General features: G+C 63.6%; 12 protein-coding genes and 1 pseudogene. 5 read left to right on the top strand and 8 right to left on the bottom strand.

The window, feature by feature from the left end; translation table 11 throughout:
- Positions 1–83 precede the first annotated feature (83 nt).
- Together NKI61_RS24285 and NKI61_RS24280 are read right to left on the bottom strand one after the other, a co-directional pair.
- Positions 84–1,292: an MFS transporter gene (locus NKI61_RS24285; RefSeq protein ID WP_352841236.1), complete on the bottom strand. Its 1,209-nt coding sequence runs from the start codon at positions 1,290–1,292 to the stop codon at positions 84–86.
- A 59-nt stretch (positions 1,293–1,351) separates the two neighbouring features.
- Positions 1,352–2,341, bottom strand: coding sequence for an AraC family transcriptional regulator (locus tag NKI61_RS24280; RefSeq protein ID WP_023673498.1), 990 nt, complete (start codon positions 2,339–2,341; stop codon positions 1,352–1,354).
- 160 nt (positions 2,342–2,501) lie between these two features.
- Here NKI61_RS24280 and NKI61_RS24275 point away from each other — a divergent pair, with 160 nt between their 5' ends.
- Together NKI61_RS24275 and NKI61_RS24270 are read left to right on the top strand one after the other, a co-directional pair.
- Positions 2,502–4,349: a monovalent cation:proton antiporter-2 (CPA2) family protein gene (locus tag NKI61_RS24275; RefSeq protein WP_352841233.1), complete on the top strand. Its 1,848-nt coding sequence runs from the start codon at positions 2,502–2,504 to the stop codon at positions 4,347–4,349.
- The gene (locus tag NKI61_RS24270; protein ID WP_352459402.1) at positions 4,349–4,897 is read left to right on the top strand and encodes a DUF924 family protein; all 549 of its coding nucleotides are present in this window, start codon (positions 4,349–4,351) and stop codon (positions 4,895–4,897) included. Before NKI61_RS24275 ends, NKI61_RS24270 begins: the two co-directional genes overlap by 1 nt.
- Here NKI61_RS24270 and folK read toward each other — a convergent pair.
- From folK to folP, 3 genes are read right to left on the bottom strand one after another with little or no spacing between them, the layout of a single operon-like run.
- Positions 4,894–5,412, bottom strand: coding sequence for a 2-amino-4-hydroxy-6-hydroxymethyldihydropteridine diphosphokinase (gene folK / locus NKI61_RS24265; RefSeq protein ID WP_023739998.1), 519 nt, complete (start codon positions 5,410–5,412; stop codon positions 4,894–4,896). The genes NKI61_RS24270 and folK overlap by 4 nt on opposite strands.
- Complete coding sequence (gene folB / locus NKI61_RS24260; RefSeq protein WP_023673502.1) at positions 5,396–5,755, bottom strand: dihydroneopterin aldolase; 360 nt, start codon at positions 5,753–5,755, stop codon at positions 5,396–5,398. The genes folK and folB overlap by 17 nt, the downstream gene beginning before the upstream one ends.
- A 53-nt stretch (positions 5,756–5,808) precedes the next feature.
- On the bottom strand, positions 5,809–6,654 hold the full coding sequence (gene folP / locus NKI61_RS24255) for a dihydropteroate synthase (protein WP_352841231.1): 846 nt from the start codon (positions 6,652–6,654) through the stop codon (positions 5,809–5,811).
- A 133-nt stretch (positions 6,655–6,787) separates the two neighbouring features.
- Here folP and NKI61_RS24250 point away from each other — a divergent pair, with 133 nt between their 5' ends.
- Together NKI61_RS24250 and NKI61_RS24245 are read left to right on the top strand one after the other, a co-directional pair.
- Positions 6,788–7,408: a DUF922 domain-containing Zn-dependent protease gene (locus NKI61_RS24250; protein WP_031208961.1), complete on the top strand. Its 621-nt coding sequence runs from the start codon at positions 6,788–6,790 to the stop codon at positions 7,406–7,408.
- A 233-nt stretch (positions 7,409–7,641) separates the two neighbouring features.
- Positions 7,642–9,126, top strand: coding sequence for an MDR family MFS transporter (locus NKI61_RS24245; RefSeq protein ID WP_352841228.1), 1,485 nt, complete (start codon positions 7,642–7,644; stop codon positions 9,124–9,126).
- Positions 9,127–9,146: 20 nt separating this feature from the next.
- On the opposite strand, the gene NKI61_RS24240 is transcribed toward NKI61_RS24245, so the two are convergent.
- From NKI61_RS24240 to NKI61_RS24230, 3 genes are all read right to left on the bottom strand, one after another.
- Positions 9,147–10,178: an NAD(P)/FAD-dependent oxidoreductase gene (locus NKI61_RS24240; RefSeq protein WP_023673506.1), complete on the bottom strand. Its 1,032-nt coding sequence runs from the start codon at positions 10,176–10,178 to the stop codon at positions 9,147–9,149.
- A 104-nt stretch (positions 10,179–10,282) separates the two neighbouring features.
- A complete protein-coding gene (locus tag NKI61_RS24235) occupies positions 10,283–10,603 on the bottom strand; it encodes a 2Fe-2S iron-sulfur cluster-binding protein (protein ID WP_023673507.1) in 321 nt (106 codons plus the stop codon).
- Between the two features lie 157 nt (positions 10,604–10,760).
- Complete coding sequence (locus NKI61_RS24230; RefSeq protein WP_023706163.1) at positions 10,761–11,099, bottom strand: Hpt domain-containing protein; 339 nt, start codon at positions 11,097–11,099, stop codon at positions 10,761–10,763.
- Positions 11,100–11,412: 313 nt separating this feature from the next.
- On the opposite strand from NKI61_RS24230, the pseudogene NKI61_RS24225 reads away from it, so the two are divergent.
- A pseudogene (locus NKI61_RS24225) lies at positions 11,413–15,371 on the top strand (kinesin); the annotation flags it as partial.

Below are 15,371 nucleotides of genomic sequence, written 5' to 3'. Positions count from 1 at the left end.
GTGCGGCGCATAAACTTGTGCAGCGCTGCTGCAACGGCGCGGACGGCCTGATTGAGGCCGCCCGTGTCAGACGAAGCAAGGTTTCAGCCCCGAGGCTGCAGCAGCGCCAGTGCGGCCGTCGCCGCGGCAAGGACGGCGGTTAGGGTCAAAGGCCCCGTAGCGCCATAGGTGTCCACGACATAACCGCCGACAACCGCACCGACGGTGATGGCAACCTGGAAGGAAGTGACCATCAGGCTGCCTGCTGCTTCCAGCGCATCAGGCGCCGCGCGGGACATATTGGTCGGCAGCACAACCGGCGCCATGCCGAAGGCGAAGCCCCACAGCGTAACAAAGCCGAAGGCAACGCCGGTTTGCGCGCCCCAAAGCACCAAAGCGAGTGCCGAAAACGCCATCAACGCGGCGGTAACTGCGAGGGCCATGTGGATGTTGGTGTCGGCCAGGCGGCCACCGGCAATATTGCCGATCACAGCGGCGATGCCGAACCCGAGCAGCGCCAGGGCAATCGGCCCGGTTGTGAGGAGCGTCACCTGTTCGAGGAAGGGGCGCACATAGACCGAGCCGGCAAAATGCCCGGTCATCAGCAGAACAATGGCAAGCATGCCGAGTTGGATGCCACGCCGCCGTGTCAGCCGAAAGACGTCTGCAAGGCTGTTGCTTGCCGCCGCAGGCAAGGTCGGCAGGCTGAGAAGCTGCAGCAGCATGGCAAGCGCGGCCAGCCCCGCCGTCATGGCCATCGCGCTGCGCCATCCCAGCCAGTCGCTGATCAACGCACCCATCGACGGCGCGGCGATGGTGGCGAGCGAGACGCCGAGGGTGACGATCGCCATGCCTCGACCTGTCGCATTGGCGCCGACCAGCCGCGCCACGACGGCAACCGAAAGTGCCCAGAAAGCGCTGAGAGCGATCCCCAACCCGGCCCGGCCCAGCAACAGCAGCCAGAAATTGGGCGCCAGCGCCGCAAGAATATTGGAACCGACCGCCAGGGCCATGAGGCCAACCAGCACCGCCTTGCGGTTCAATCGGCCGATGAGAACATTGCTCAACATGGCCGTCACGGCGCCAACGGAAGCGGTGGCGGTGACGACCTGTCCGGCAGTTCCCTCGCTGATGCCGAGATCGCGCGCCATCGGCGTCAACAGACCTGCCGGCAAGAACTCGGCTGACACCAGGGCAAAGCTGGTGGCCGCCAATGATAGGACCGCAAACCATGTGGCCGCGCTCCACGCGGCTGGTGCATCGGCATCAAGGCCGATTGCGGCGTCTTCAAGCTGTAATGTTGTGTCCGTCACGGAAAGATCTCCACAGTTGGAGATCTTAGATAGGCGAGTCCGCCCGGATGTTATGTACCTTAAAATCCGAAATTCATATCCATTCGTCCAGGAATTGTGCGACGCACAACGCCTGGCGAGACATTGGTGATGCGCTTGAACGCGCGGGCGAAGGACGCCTCGGAATCATAGCCCAAACGGGTAGCGACTTCGGCAACCGACAAGCCGTTTTGGCCCAGCAATTCGCGGGCAAGCTGCATTCGCAGGCGGGCGAGATAATGTGCGGCACCCTCCCCCAATACCGCGCTGAAGCGCTCGGCGAAAATCGAACGCGATTGGCCTGCCACGCCGGCGAGGCTTCCCAGCGTCCAGTTGTGGCCGGGGTCGCGGTGCATGGCCGCCAGAGCGCGGCCTATATGGGGGTCGCGGATGGCTGCGAGCCAACCGGTGGTCGATGCGCCGTTGCAATTGACCCAGCACCGGATGAGCCTGGCTGTCAGCAAATCCGCCATACGCGACAGGATGGTGGCGCTGCCCATCTGCGGTTGCGCGGCCTCCACCGTCATGGCCGCCAGCAAAGGGCCGACCATCGGGTCATTGCCGGCCACGTCGCAACCCTTGATGAGAGGCGGCATCAACGTGATCAACGGATTGAGCGCATAGGAGCCGAGAGACATGGAGCCGCAGAAAAGGGTGCTTGTCGCGCCCGTTCCCTGCCGTATCACTTCGCAAACGTTGCCGCCCAACTTGATCACCTGGCAGCCCTCGAGCGAATCGCCCACCACGTCCGGCGCACTCGCCAGCCGATGGGCGATGCCTTGCGGCAGCAGCACCAGATCGCCATCGCGCAACTCCTGCCAGCCTTGCGCTTCGGTGTGAATCCAGCATGGACCCTGGCCGACAAAGTGAAAACGAAGCAGTTGTTGTTGCGGAAAGTCTATGCTCCATGGGTGCCGGAGTTCGCAGCGGCCATAGTTGACGCCACTCAAGCGAAAGTCTTGCAGAACTTCGCTGAGCGCATCCATCGGGATATGTGGCAGCGGCGACGGCCGGGACGAATAATCAGGCATTTGTCAGATATAGATACCGGCCGTCCGACAGGCAAGCTCAGACTGTTGTTCCACCGGGGAATCGCTGCCACGGCACCCTACCCATCCTGGCAGGCTTCCCGCCCTTGCCTCCCGCTCCCGGTGCATGCAAGGAGTGCTGTCGGACACAGGGACAAGAGGCATGGCAGCGGAAGCATCGGGCAGCGATCTCATTCAGGTGGTGGCGCTGCTTGCCGCAGGCGTCGTCGCCGTTCCGATCTTCAAACGCATGGGGCTGGGCTCGATCCTCGGCTATCTCGCCGCGGGCGTGGTCATCGGCCCGTTCGGTATTGGCATTTTTTCCGAATCGGAAGCCATCCTGCATGTCGCCGAACTCGGCGTGGTCATGTTCCTGTTCATCATCGGGCTGGAGATGCAGCCGTCGCGGCTATGGGGCCTGCGCCGCGAGATTTTCGGCCTCGGCGCGCTGCAGGTCGGCGTCTGCGCCTTGCTGCTCACCGGTGTTGGTCTCGCCGGCGGCTTTCCGATCGCGCAATCCTTCGTTGCCGGCGCCGGCTTTGTCCTGACCTCGACGGCGATCGTCATGCAGCTTCTGGAAGAGCGTGGCGAGATGGCCAGCCCCAAGGGCCAGCGCATCGTGTCCATCCTGCTGCTCGAGGATCTGGCAATCGTGCCGCTTCTGGCGCTGGTCGCCTTCCTGGCGCCCGGCGGCAGCGAGATGACCCTGCAGCAAAGGCTGACCGAAATCGGCATCGGTCTTGGCGCCATCGTCGGGCTGGTGGTGGCCGGCCGCTATCTGCTCAACCCGTTCTTCCGCATCCTGGCCGACGCCAAGGCGCGCGAAGTCATGACGGCGGCAGCCCTTCTGGTCGTGCTGGGGTCGGCGCTGGTTATGCAGCTTTCCGGCCTCTCGATGGCGATGGGCGCCTTCCTCGCCGGCGTGCTGTTGTCGGAATCGACCTTCCGCCACCAGCTGGAGGCCGACGTCGAACCATTCCGCGGCATCCTGCTTGGCCTTTTCTTCCTCGCCGTCGGCATGTCGCTCGACCTGCATGTGGTGGCCGACAACTGGCGGCTGATCGCCGTCTATGTCGTCGCCTACATGGCGATGAATGCGCTCGGCATCTACCTCGTCGCCCGCTTGCTGAAGAGCGGTCATCGTGAAGCGCTGGAACGCGCCGTGATCATGGCGCAAGGCGGCGAATTCGCCTTCGTCCTCTATTCGGCCGCAGCGGCGGTTGGCATCATCGACAGCCGGGCCAACGCAACGCTGACCGCGATCATCATCATCTCCATGGTGCTGACGCCGCTGGCCATCATTGCGCTCAAATATGTGACGCCGCGCGACGAGCAGTCGCTTGAAGGCGTCGACATCGCCGACGGCCTTACCGGCAGTGTGCTGGTCATCGGCTTCGGCCGTTTCGGCCAGATCGCCAGCCAGCCGCTTTTGTTGCGCGGCATCGATGTGTCGATCATCGACAATGATGTCGAAATGATCCAGGCGGCCGCCGATTTCGGCTTCAAGGTCTATTATGGCGACGGCACGCGGCTCGACATTCTGCGCGCCGCAGGTGCAGGCCGCGCGCGCGCCGTGCTGATCTGCGTCGACAAGCCGGACGCCGCCGTGCGCATGGCGGAACTGATCAAGGCGGAGTTCCCGTTGCTGACTGTCCTGGCACGCGCGTACGATCGCGGCACCGCGCTCTCGCTCATCCGCGCCGGCGTCGACTTCCAGCTGCGCGAGACCTTCGAATCGGCCCTCGTCTTCGGCGGTTCCGCGCTCGAGGTTTTGGGCGTCGAGCCGGAAGATGTCGCCGATGTCATCGAGGATGTGCGACGGCGCGACAATGCCCGACTGGAGACGCAGCTGGCCGAAGGCGTCCGCGCCGGGCAACGTTTCCTCAGGGGCAATACCGGCACGCCGATCCCGACGCCGCTGACGCAACCGCGCCGGCCCGGCCAGGCGCTGAACGAAGAGACGGCCGGCGTGCTGCACAAGCCGGAGCCCGCCGATCAGGGGGAAAGCTGATGACCGCATTGGATGAGCGCGCGCTCGCCGTCACAAAATTCTGGCGCGAGGCCGGCGAAGACGCGTGGTTCGAGAAGAACGACGCCTTCGACGCGAATTTCCGCAGCAGGTTTCTCGACCTGCACTTTGCCGCCGCGCGGCGCGAGTGCGACGCATGGTCGGAGCATGCCGAGGGTTCGCTGGCGCTGATGATCCTGCTCGACCAGTTTCCGCGCAACTGCTTTCGCGGCTCAGGCCATATGTACGCCACCGATCCGCTGGCAAGGCACTTTGCCGCCAAAGCGATTGCGGCCGGCCATGACCTTTCGCTGGAAGAAAACCTGCGCGTCTTCCTGTACCTGCCCTACGAACATTCGGAACTGCCCGCGGACCAGGACAAATCGGTCGAACTCACCACCGCCAGGGCGCCGAACTATGTGAAATACGCGGTCGAGCACCGCGACATCATCCAGCGCTTCGGCCGCTTTCCACATAGGAACAAGATGCTTGGCCGCGAGACGACGGCGGACGAACAGGCATTTCTCGATGGCGGCGGCTTCTCCGGTTAACCCAGCCACCAATCACGGCCGGATGCCAGTCGCTCTATGCCTGATGTATCGACGGCGCTGAGCCGCGCGCTCACGCTCCTGCCGCCCACCGCCAGATCCGGCGCGATCTCGGCCAGGGGCGCCAGCACGAAGGCGCGCTCCAGCATCCTGGGATGCGGCACTTCCAACCCGGTTTCGTGGATTGTGCGGTCGCCGAACACCAATATGTCGATGTCGATCAGGCGCGGACCCCAGCGCTCCTCGCGCACCCGCTTCAGCTTGCGCTCGGCCTCGAGGCAGAGGTCGAGCAGCGCCCTTGGCGCCAGCGAGGTCGAGATTTCGGCAGCGGCGTTGAGGAAATCCGGCTGGTCGAGCTTGCCCCAGGGCGGCGTGCGATAGAGCGAGGAGACGGCGATTACACGCGTGTTCTCGTCGGCGTCCAGCAGGCGCAGCGCCGTGGCCATCGAGGCCGAGGGATCGCCGAGATTGCCGCCAAGGCTGAGATAGACCGTGTTATTGCTACTCTGGCCAGACAACGGTCACCTCGACGTAATCGAGCACCCCGGGCACCGGTGCGTTGGGCTTGCGCACGGTGATCTCGGCCTTCCTGATCTGCGGAAACCGTGAAGTCAGCGCCTTCGCTACTTCGAGCGCCAGCGCCTCGATCAGGAAACGGCGATGTCCAGTGACGATCTTTTCAATCACCGTGAAGGCGATGCCGTAATTGACGGTGTCCTCGATGGAATCATCCTCCAGTGGGCGGCTGGGCTCGACCGTCAACTCGGCATCGACATAAAAACGCTGGCCAAGCGCCTCTTCCTCATCCAGCACGCCGTGCCGGGCAAAGAAGGCGCAGTTCTTCATGCGGATGACGTACATTTCTTAGTGTCCTGGCATTTCTTAGTGTCCTGGCATTTCTTGGTGTCCTGGGCTCAGCGTCCGGGCTTTTCACGCGCCAGCATAGCATCGGCGACGGCCAGTGCGTCCATGTTGATTGCGACATCGTGAACGCGAAACAGATCGGCGCCCTTCAGCCTCAGGATGACACTGGTGGCTGCCGTCCCGGCGGCGCGCGCGCCGGCTTCGCGGCCGGTGACGGTGCCGATGAAGCGTTTTCTGGAGGTGCCGGCCATCAAGGGAAAACCGAGCTCCTTAAGCTCGGAAAACCGCACCATCAGGTCGAGGTTTTCCTCAGCCGTCTCCTTGGCGAAGCCGAAGCCGGCATCGAGTACGATATGATCGTCCGCAACGCCGCTGCGCCTGGCGATTTCCAGCGAAGCCTTGAGGAACAAAAACTGGTCGGCGATGACATCGGGCAGTTTTTGCCGCCCGCGCCCGGTATGCATGATGACCAGTCCGGCGCCGGTCTCGGCGGCGACGCGGGCGATGCCGGGTTCACGCTGCAAGCCCCAGACATCGTTGACGATATGCGCGCCGGCGGCGACGGCGAGGCGCGCGGTTTCCTCGCGATAGGTGTCGACCGAAATCAGGGCTTCGCCTGACCCGGCGAGCGCGGCGATCACCGGCAGGATGCGGGTCTGCTCTTCTTCAGGCGTCACGGGCGAGGCGCCGGGGCGCGTCGATTCCCCGCCGATATCGACGACGGCGGCGCCTTCTTCCACCATGCGGTGCGCCTGCGCCACCGCCTGGTCAGGCGTGATGAACAGTCCGCCATCCGAAAAACTGTCCGGCGTGACGTTGAGAATGCCGACCACAATAGCTTTCTCGCCAAGGTCGAGATGGCGCCCATGCGCCAGTTGCCATCGCCTTGTCGTCATTGTCCTTCAACCATGTGTCTCATTGGCATGTGGCTCATCGGGCGCTTGCAATCCATCACCGATGCGTGATCGGTGGAAGATCAATTCCGTTGCGCCGGCAACGGCCGTAAAGCAAGGTGCGTGAAGAGGCAACATGATGAAACGACCCCTGCTCTGCGCCCTGATGCTGGCTTTGACCGTCCTGCCGGCGAATGCTGCCAATCTGGTGAAGACTTACAGCTATTTTGCCATCGGCGGCAGCACGCTCGATGACATCGAGACGCAATTGTCGAAGCATGGACCCGAGGTGAAAAGCACCGGGATGCGGCATCCAGGCGCCACCCAGATGGCGTTCACCACCCGCATCAGCTACGCGCAAACCGCAGACACCTGCCGCATCGCCAAGGCCGCCGTCACCGTCAAGGTCAAGGTCATCCTTCCGGAGTGGCGCAGGCCGCGCAAGGCCGATCCCGATGTCAGACTGTTCTGGGACACCCTGTCGGCCGACATCAAGCGCCATGAGGAGCGTCATGTCGAGATCGCCAAGAACCACGGCCGTCTGCTCGAAGACGCGCTGAACGCGAGCTTTGCGCAAAAGACCTGCGCCGGGGCAAAGGCGAAGGCGGCGCAGATCACCGCGGCCGAACTCGCCAGGCATGACCAGGACCAATTGCGCTTCGACCGCGTGGAAGGCGTGAATTTCGAAAGCCGCATCCTGCGGCTGCTGCGCTACCGCATGCAGCGCGTCGAGAAGGGCCAGCTTCCGCCCGGCTGAAACACGGACTGATACCAAGCCAATTCTGCCGAAACATGAGGCCAGCCCCAGAAAATTTTCGGGCATAGGTCGAAATCGGCCTATACGGGACGACATATGTCAGGCTCGCAAGATATGTCAGGCTGGCAAGGCGCGAGCTTCGAAACACCAGATCAAGACCAATTGAGGCGGCGTGTAGCGGAGCGGCCATTTGGCGCCGCGCAATCGCTCTCGAACGTTATGGATGAACTGATATGGACCAGGCTGTCGACAAGCCGGATAGGGTGGCGCCCGCCGCGCCGCTGACGGAAAGCGAGAAGAACGTCATCATCGCCGGCATCCTTTTGTCGATGCTGCTGGCGGCGCTCGACCAGACAATCGTCGCGCCGGCCATGCCGACCATCGGCCGTTCGCTCGGCCATGCCGACTACCTGCCGTGGATCGTGACCGGCTATCTCCTGACGGCGACGGCCATGGCGCCGCTCTACGGCAAGATTTCCGACGTCTATGGCCGCCGGCCGACCGTCTATGCGGCGATCCTGATCTTCCTTCTGGGATCGCTGGTCAGCGCCATGGCCCCCAACATGTTCGTGTTGGTTGTCGGCCGGGCGATCCAGGGTGCGGGCGGCGGCGGCCTGTTCGCCCTGGCGCAGATCGTCATCGGCGACCTGGTGCCGCCGCGCGAACGCGCGCGTTATGCCGCCTGGATTTCGGGCACCTGGGCGGTCGCCAGCATCGCCGGGCCTTTGCTCGGCGGCGGATTTGCCGAACATCTGCATTGGTCGCTGATCTTCTGGATCAATATCCCGCTCGGCATCTTGGCCATGGCCATCATCAACAAGCCGCTGCGCAAACTGCCGGTCGCCGCAAAGCGGCATCGCATCGACGCGCTGGGCGCGCTGCTTCTGGTGGTGGCGACGGCATTGCTGCTTTTGGCCCTCAACTGGGGCGGCAGCGCCTATCCATGGGCCTCGCGCGAGATCGTCGGCCTGCTGGCCTGTTCGGCGGTCTTCTGGGGTGCGTTCGCGCTCAGGCTGATGCGTGCGGCCGAGCCGCTGATTTCGCTTGAAGTGCTGAGCAATCCGATCGTGCTTGCCGGCACGGCGTCGATGTTCCTGCTGCAGGCCGCCAATATCGGCCTGTCGGTGTACCTGCCGGTCTATCTGCAGTCGATCATCGGCCTGTCGGTCAGCCAGTCGGGCCTTGCCATGCTCGGCCTGCTGCTCGGAACGGTCGCCGGCGCGACGTTCAGCGGCCGCACGATACCGCGCTTCTTCCACTACAAGCGTATCGCCATGGTCGGCGTTCTCTTCGCCATTATCTGTCTTGGCGTGCTCAGCCTGGTCGCCGGCCGCGCCTCGCTGCTGGTGGTCGAGCTCTTGACCATCTGCATCGGCCTTGGAAGCGGCACCACCTTCCCGGTCGCCACCGTATCGGTGCAGAACGCCGTCGATCGCGCGCATCTCGGCGTTGCCACCGGCGTGCTGACCTTCCTGCGTTCGCTGGGCAGCGCGCTCGGCGTCGCCATGCTTGGCGCCGTCGCGCTCGGCTATGGCCTGCCGCTTGCCGGCGAAGGCGCGCCGGCTGCCGGACAGATCGTCTCAGCGACGCCCTTCATGATGATCTTCCTTGCCGCGGCCGTCACGCTCGTGCTGGCGCTGATGACGCTGGCGCTGATGCCGGAGAAGTCACTGCGCGGCCGCGACGAGGCCGAGGCGCCGGTCGTTCTGGTGGAGTGATCCGGAAAGCGCTGTAGGACCTACTCCACGACGCCGAGCTTCTTCTGCAGGCTGGTCGACGACGTCGTGTACTGGAAGACGATGCGCTCACCGGGGCTGATGATGCGCTTGGCGGCCTGCGCCATCAGCGCCACCTCGTGAAAACCCGACAGGATCAGCTTCAGCTTGCCTGGGTACCAGTTGATGTCGCCGACGGCAAAGATGCCTGGCACCGAAGTCTGGAATTTCTCGGTATCGACCGGGATGAGGTTCTCATGAAGGTTGAGCCCCCATTCGGCGATCGGGCCGAGCTTCATGGTCAGGCCGAAGAACGGCAGCATGCGCGTGCACGGCACCTCGATGTCGCCGTCAGGCCCGCCCTTGATGGTAGCAGAGGCCAGCTCGCCGTCGGCGCCGGTCAGGCCGCTCACCTGGCCGACCCGGAACTCCAGCTGCTTCATCTCCTGCATGGCATACATCTTGTTGACGCTGTCGGGCGCCGCCCTGAATTCCGCGCGCCGGTGGACCAGTGTCACGCTTTTTGCCACCGGCTGCAGGTTCAGCGTCCAGTCGAGTGCGGAATCGCCGCCGCCGACGATGACGAGGTCGTGGCCGCGGAATTCCTCCATACGGCGCACCGAATAGAAGACGCTCCTGCCCTCATAGGCCTCGATGCCGGGAATGGGCGGCCGTTTGGGCTGGAACGAGCCGCCACCGGCGGCGATCACCACCACCTTGGCTTCGAACACCTCGTTCTCGTCGGTGGTGACCCGAAATGAGCCGTCGTCCAGCTTTTCCAGGCTGGAGACCATGCGGTTGAAGGTAAAATCCGGCTTGAACGGGTGAATCTGCTCCAGCAGTCTGTCGACCAGCCCTTGCGCCGAGATCGAGGGCCAGCCTGGAATGTCGTAGATCGGCTTTTCCGGATAGAGTTCGGCGCATTGGCCGCCCGGCCGGTCGAGGATGTCGATCAGATGGCACTTCATGTCGAAGAGGCCGAGTTCGAACACCGCGAACAGGCCGACCGGCCCCGCCCCGACGATGAGTGCGTCCGTCTTGATTACATCGGTCATGCCAGGCGAGCCTCATTGTCAGACTGGGGCGAAACTGGCGCGAGACTGCATGAGCATTGGCCCGCTGCCAAGCGGCGGCGGGAAAAATCAGATGGTACGGGAGATCAACCCTGGCGAGCCGGCACGCGCACGACTAGGCCGTCAAGCGCGTCGCGCACCTTGATCTGGCAGGACAGCCGCGAGTTCGGCTGGACGTCATAGGCGAAGTCCAGCATGTCCTCTTCCATCGCCTCCGGCTCGCCGACCTCGGCCGTCCAGGCTTCGTCGACATAGACATGGCAGGTCGCGCAGGCGCAGGCGCCGCCGCATTCTGCCTCGATGCCCGGCACCGCGCTACGGATCGCATTCTCCATGACGGTCGAGCCGTTTTCGGCCTCGACATCGAAAGGAGTGCCGTCATGGGCAATGAAGGTCAGCTTGGTCATTTGTCACCTGAAGGGAGTCCCAGCCGAGATAATCACTCCGCCGGACAAGTCAACTGCCGCGCGAAAGCGCCGCTTTGTGACGTTTTTTCGGAAAGCTGGCCAAAGCACGCCCTGGCCCCGTCGATTCATCCCGGTGGCCGCTGCCGAGCGGCAGCCATTACCGGCTGATGGCGGCGATGAAATCGCGCACTTCCTCGATCAGGGCGCCGAGGCGCTTGAGGATGCGCGCATCTTCCGGCTGCTGTTCGATCGAGGTGGCGCAGTCGGCGATGGCAAAGGCGCCGACCCCGCGCGCCGAACCTTTCAGCCCATGCGCCAGAAGCAGTCGCTCCCTGACGTCGGCATCGACTATTCTGTCCCGGACGGAAAGCGCCTGCTGTACGAACAGTGCCAATACCTCCTGTTCGAGGGCGCGATCGCCCATTGTCTGACGGGCCAGGTGGGCCAGATCCACTGGGCGCGAACGGGCCGGTCCCGACGCATCGCCGCCCGGCATTGAGAAGGCAATGCCGCTTTCACCGCGTACCAATTTGAAACTCCTTGTGCCGATCGCCGAAAAAACTAGGCGATTTCCGTCGCCAACGCGTTAATGAATGGGCTGGAAAATTGTTGCCGCTGAGGCGGTTAGATCACGTTGTCGTTAACCTTATATTTAAAGTTTTACGTATCTCGCGGAATGCATGTTTTCTTTACCCCTGTGTGTCATTACGATACGAAGGTCCATTTTCAGCCTCCTGCGTGGGATAAGACGAGCCAGAATCAGGCAAAAATAAGAAGTCCCTCGGCAGCTAGTACAGGGTAGCGAAGGCATGGCGAAGAAACCAACGACGACCAGAACTCTCGACAGCGACGTAGCCAGGGAACTCGAAAAGGCACTAGACCTCGATCTCAGCGGAGACGGCAGCGGCGATCTCGATATCGCGGCGTCGATGGAAGATCTGGAAGCGCAGATATCGCAGGCCGCGGACGAACTGGCGCGCGAAGGCCGCCCCCAGAAGCCCGCCCCCGCTCAAAACGCGCCCATCCAACAAAACCAGAGTGCGAAGCCGGCAGCCAAGCCCGCCGAGCTGCGCCCGGTCGAATCGCGCAACAGCGCTCAGCCAGCCGGCTTCAAGCCGGCAAACGATGACCGCCAAAAAGATTACAAGACGCTGCTGCACAGCCTCAACCGGCGCGCGTCTAGCACGATCTATTGGGTCGTGGCTTTCGTGTCGCTGGCCTGGATCGCCGGCGCCGGCGGCCTCGCCAATCTGCTGTTTGGCCCCAGCATCTGGAAAATTCGTACTTTCGATCAAATCCTGGCCCGCCCTGAACTGATCGGCCTGGCGATCGCGGCAATCATACCGGTCGTCCTGTTTTGGGCCTTCGCGGCGATGATCCGCCGCGCGCAGGAAATGCGCATTGCCGCCCAGTCGATGACGGAAGTGGCTTTCCGTCTGGCGGAGCCGGAAAACCTCGCCCAAGATCGCGTGATGATGATCGGCCAGGCCGTTCGCCGTGAAGTGGCGGCGATGGGCGAAGGCATCGAGCGCACGCTGGCGCGCGCCGTCGAGCTCGAAACGCTGGTCCACAGCGAGGTCAACCAGATCGAACGCTCCTATTCGGAGAATGAATCGCGCATCCGGTCGCTGGTCGACGGGCTGGGCAGCGAGCGCGAAGCCGTCGTCACTCATGCCGAGCGCGTGCGCGCCTCGATCACCGGCGCGCATGAAACGCTGAAGGACGAGATCGGCGCCGCCTCCGACATTATTCGCGACTCTATCCTCAACGCGTCGACCAAGCTGTCGATGACGATCACCAATTCCGGCGACACGCTGATCGACCGCATCAATGAAAGCTCGATGTCGATCTTCGATTCCGTCGAAACCCGGCTGGATTCAATCACCGACAGGCTGTCGACATCGGGCGAAGCCTTTGCTTCGCTGCTCGACACCCGCATCGCCAAGCTGACGGACACCACAGACGGCCTGACCCGGTCGCTGACCGACCTGCTCGACGACCGCACCACCGGTATGGTGTCGCTGCTCGGCGGCGCCGCCCGCACCCTGAGCTCGGAATTCGAGTCCAGCCTGAACGGCATCGAGCGGACGCTGGCCGAGCGCGGCCAGGCGCTGATCAGCGAATTCCAGACCCGCGCCGAAGCACTCGATACCGGCACGCAGAAGCTCAACGCCGCGCTCGAGGCGCGCGCCCGCCAGATCAACGAAACGCTGGTCGAGCGCGCCCGCGAGATCGCCCACACCTTTGCCGAGAGCAAGGATCATTTGTCGGCCATGATCGATCAGGGCAAGACCCAGATCGGCGCCGACATGGCCGACATCGTCTCGTCGACCTCGTCGATGCTCGAAGCCCGCGCCAGCGATTTCGCCGGCCGGATGGAAGCCGCCCGCCATGTCGTGTCGCGCTCATTCGACACCGACATCCAGCGTCTTGCCGATGCCCGTGTCGGCATCGAGGACGCCGTCGAAAACCACAGCCGCAAGCTGTCCGAAAGCCGCGAACGCATGGCGGCTGCCATGCAGGCGGACTTGGCGAAGTTCGCCGAGGGCCGTGCCGGCATCGATGCGGCCGTAACGAACCAGGTGCAGAAGCTGGCCGAAGGCCGCAACCTGATCTCGCGCGCCCTGGAAGAGGATCTGCGCAAGGTCAACGAGTCGCGCGCCGCCATCGACGCGTCGCTGGGCAGCCATCTCGAGCGGCTTGAAGAAGGCCGCAACCGGCTCAACCAGGCTTTGCATGAAGACTCCGGAAAACTTGTGCAAGCCCGTACGATCATTGACGAAATGGTCGCCGGGCATGTCGGTAAGCTGGCCGAAGGCCGCAACATTCTGTCGCGCGCCCTGGAAGCCGATCTCGGCAAGCTCGCCGACAGCCGCGCCTCGATTGACGGGCTGGTCGCCGGCCAGGTTGAAAAGATCGCCGAAGGCCGCGCCATCCTGACCAAGGCGCTCGAAAACGACATTATCGGCATCAAGGGCGTGATCGAGAACCACTCTGCGAAACTGGCCGAGGATCGCACCGAACTCAGCAAGGCGCTGGAGAACGACCTGTCCGGCATCAGAGGCCTGCTCTCCGACCATTCGAGCCGGCTTGCCGACGATCGTGGCCTGTTGTCACAGACGCTCGAGGCCGACCTCGCCAAGCTCGCCGAGAGCCGGTCGAGCATCGACGGGCTGGTCGCCGGCCAGGTCGAGAAGCTGGCCGAGGGCCGCGATATCCTCAAGCGCGCGCTCGAAGCCGACCTCAACACCATCAAGGGCGCCATCGCGGGTCATTCCGACAAGGTGGCGGAAGAGCGCGGTCAGCTTTCCAAGGCACTGGAGGCCGATCTGCAGAATGTGAACAGCCTGATCGCCGACCACTCGAACCGGCTTGTTCAGGATCGTTCGACGCTATCCCAGGCGCTTAAGGATGACCTTCAGAATGTGAACAGCCTGATCACCGACCACTCGAGCCGGCTTGTCCAGGATCGTTCGACGCTATCCCAGGCGCTTCAGGACGATTTGCACAATGTCAGCGGCATCATGGCCGATCATCAAAACAGGCTCGTCCAGGACCGTTCGGCGCTCTCAAAGGCACTGGAAGACGACATCGCCAAGCTGGCGGAGAGCCGCTCCAACATCGATGGGCTGGTCGCCGGACAGGTCGAGAAGCTCGCCGAGGGCCGAGACATCCTCACACGGGCGCTCGAAGCCGATCTCAATGCGATCAGGAGCGCCATTGCCGACCAGTCGCAGAAGCTGAGCGAAAACCGTGGCGAGTTCGCACGGGTGCTGGAAGCGGATTTGGAAAATGTCAACAGCCTGATCGAGGGTCACAGCGACAAGCTCGTCCGGGATCGCGCGACGCTGTCGAAGGCTCTCGAGGACGACCTCGCCAAGCTGGCCGAGAGCCGGTCGAGCATCGACGGACTGGTCGCAGGCCAGGTCGAGAAGCTGGCCGAGGGCCGAGACATCCTGAAACGTGCGCTGGAAGCCGACCTGCAGAAGCTGTCGGCAAGCCGCGGTGAGGTTGACGACATCATCGCCGGCCATGTCGGCAAGCTGGCCGAAGGCCGCAACATGTTGACCCAGGCGCTGGAAGACGATCTGGCAAAGCTCGCCGACATACGCAAGGATGTCGACCGCTCGCTGTCGGGCCATATCGACCAGATTGCCGGCAGAAGCACCGATATCTCGGCGGCAATCGCTGCCGATGTCGAGAAGATCGAGCAGGCCTTCAGCAAGCAGACCGGCATCATCGAAGAGCGCGCCGGAACCATGGAGCGCGCGTTGTCGGTGGGTGTCGACAATGTCCGCAGCGTGCTCGAAAAGAGCGCCGTCTTCGTTGCCGGCGCGCTGCGCGAGAAGGTGATGGAAGTCACCAGCGCGCTGCACGAACAGGCCGGTGCTGCCTTCAGTGACGCGGACCGCAAGATCGCCGAGCGTGCCGAGCAGACCTCGGCCGCCCTTTTGGCCCGGGCCGAGGACATCGCCCGGACCTTCGAGGACGCGGATCGCCGTATGCACGCACGTGCCGAGGACACATCGAGCGCCCTGATTGCGCGCGCAGAGGATACGACGAACGCCTTGCTTGCCCGCGCCGAGGACACGACGAACGCCTTGCTCGCTCGCACCGAGGATACGTCGAGCGTGCTGCTTGCCCGGCACGACGAGACGTCGAACTCGCTGCTCGCCCGCGCCGAAGAAACGGCCGGACGGCTGGCTGCCCGCGCCGGCGAGATCGCCGGCACGTTCGACGCCGCCGACCAGAAGCTGGTCGCCCGCGC

Origin of the sequence: Mesorhizobium sp. M0514 (genome assembly GCF_040321145.1) — a bacterium.
Taxonomy (GTDB): domain Bacteria; phylum Pseudomonadota; class Alphaproteobacteria; order Rhizobiales; family Rhizobiaceae; genus Mesorhizobium.
This window is presented reverse-complemented; position numbering and strand designations above follow the sequence as displayed.